This is a genomic window from Neorhizobium sp. BETTINA12A, assembly GCF_023006485.1.
Classification (GTDB): domain Bacteria; phylum Pseudomonadota; class Alphaproteobacteria; order Rhizobiales; family Rhizobiaceae; genus Neorhizobium.
The window spans coordinates 1-1,868 of sequence record NZ_JALBGW010000312.1; the positions used below are offsets into that span (position 1 = coordinate 1).

Annotated in this window: 1 protein-coding gene; it reads left to right on the plus strand. The window is 67.1% G+C overall.

Annotated elements, in window-relative coordinates; all coding sequences use genetic code 11:
• Positions 1–1,534, plus strand: a 1,534-nt coding sequence (locus MOV61_RS29710; RefSeq protein WP_247139149.1) for a DUF4159 domain-containing protein, incomplete at its 5' end; no start/stop codon positions are given.
• Between the last annotated feature and the right edge of the window lie 334 nt (positions 1,535–1,868).

A 1,868-nucleotide genomic window follows, 5' to 3' on the forward strand; every position in this document is an offset into this window, starting at 1 on the left:
CGATTTCCCGAGCTTCGGCCCCTTCGCCGGCATGCCGCGCGCCACAGACATCACCGTCACCCGCCAGGTTCTTGCCGAACCGACGCCGGACCTTGCCGAACGCACCTGGGCAAGCCTCTCAGACGGCACGCCTCTCGTCACCGAAAAGGAAGTCGAGGCCGGCCGCATCGTGCTCTTCCACACCAGCGCCGAGGCGACCTGGTCGAACCTGCCGCTGTCGGGCAATTTCGTCGAGATGCTCCGCCGCCTGGTCCAGCTCGCCCGCGACGGAGGTGCCGCGTCCGGCGCCGCAGCAGAGGGAGCCGCTGCGACACTTGCTCCCTACCGGCTTTTGACCGCGGACGGCGTCCTTACCACCGAAACCGGCACGGCCCGCCCGATCGCGATCGCCGCCAACCAGGTGCCGGTCGCGAGTTTCGACCATCCGCCAGGTCTTTACGGCACCGAGGACGGTTTCACCGCCGTCAACCTGCTGGCGCCGAAAACCGTCATCGCCCGCTTCGACCCGACCACGGCAAGCCGGCCGCTGGTACGCGAAGGCTTGGCTGGCGGCGAAGCCGTATCGCTGCGCCCCGCCCTTTTCGCCGCCGCCTTCGCGCTGCTGATCCTCGACAGCCTTGTGGTGCTCTTCATGAACGGCGCCTTCTCGCGTGGTTCCGGCGGACGCCGTAGGCCGAGCGGTGCTGCCGCAGCAGCGATTGCCGCCCTCGCTTTCGGCCTCTTCGCCTTGACGCCCGGTCAATCGCAGGCACAAAAAATGGAACCCGGTGCCGGCGCCAAGCCCGGCGACGAGCAGATCCTCGAGCGGCTCGACACGACCCACCTCGCCTATGTCACCACCGGCGAGCAGGATGTCGACCGGATCTCCGAACAGGGTCTTGAGGGCCTCAGCCAGTTCCTCACCTACCGCACCACGCTGGAACCCGGCGCCCCGGTCGGCCTCGATATCACCAAGGACGAACTCGCCTTCTACCCGATCATCTACTGGCCGATCTCCGCCACCGCGCCGATGCCCAGCCAAGCGGCGATCTCCCGCATCGACGCCTATATGCGCAATGGCGGCACTGTCCTCTTCGACACCCGCGATCAATATTCGTCGCTCGGCGGAGGTGGTACCACGCCGAATGGCGAGCGCCTGCAGGCGATCCTCGCCAATATCGACATCCCGCCGCTGGAGCCGACGCCGACCGACCACGTGCTGACCCGCTCCTTCTACCTGCTCACCAACTTCCCCGGCCGTTATACCGGCAGCCCGCTCTGGGTCGAGGCACGGCAGGAAGCGAAAAACACCGGCGCCCAGCTCTCCTCCAGCGGCGACGGCGTGACCCCATTGCTGATCACCGGAAATGATTTCGCCGGCGCCTGGGCTGTCGACAGCCAGGGTGCTCCGGTTCTGCCGACAGTGCCCCCGGACGAGATGCAGCGCGAATATGCCTATCGCTCCGGCGTCAACATCATGATGTACATGCTGACCGGCAATTACAAAGCCGACCAGGTGCATGTCCCGGCGCTGCTTGAGCGGCTTGGGCAGTGAGGGAAAACGTCGCCATGGTCCTTAGCCCCTCATCCGGCTGCCGCCACCTTCTCCCCGCATGCGGGGAGAAGGGATATGCCGCACGGTCGCCGTTCCCCCTCGCCCCGCCTGCGGGGAGAGGGTGCGCCGAGCGAAGCGGAGGCGGGGTGAGGGGCGAACCTTGCGCAACGCTTCTGGCCCATAGAGGGAAATCCTCATGACCATCGAATTCGCCCCCTTCTTCTCCTGGCCGATCCTGGCCGCACTCGGCGTCTTCGCGCTGATCCTCGCGGGCCTCTCCTTCTGGCGCGGCATCCGCGGCGCCGCCTTGCGCACGCTGGCGCTCGCCGCCCTG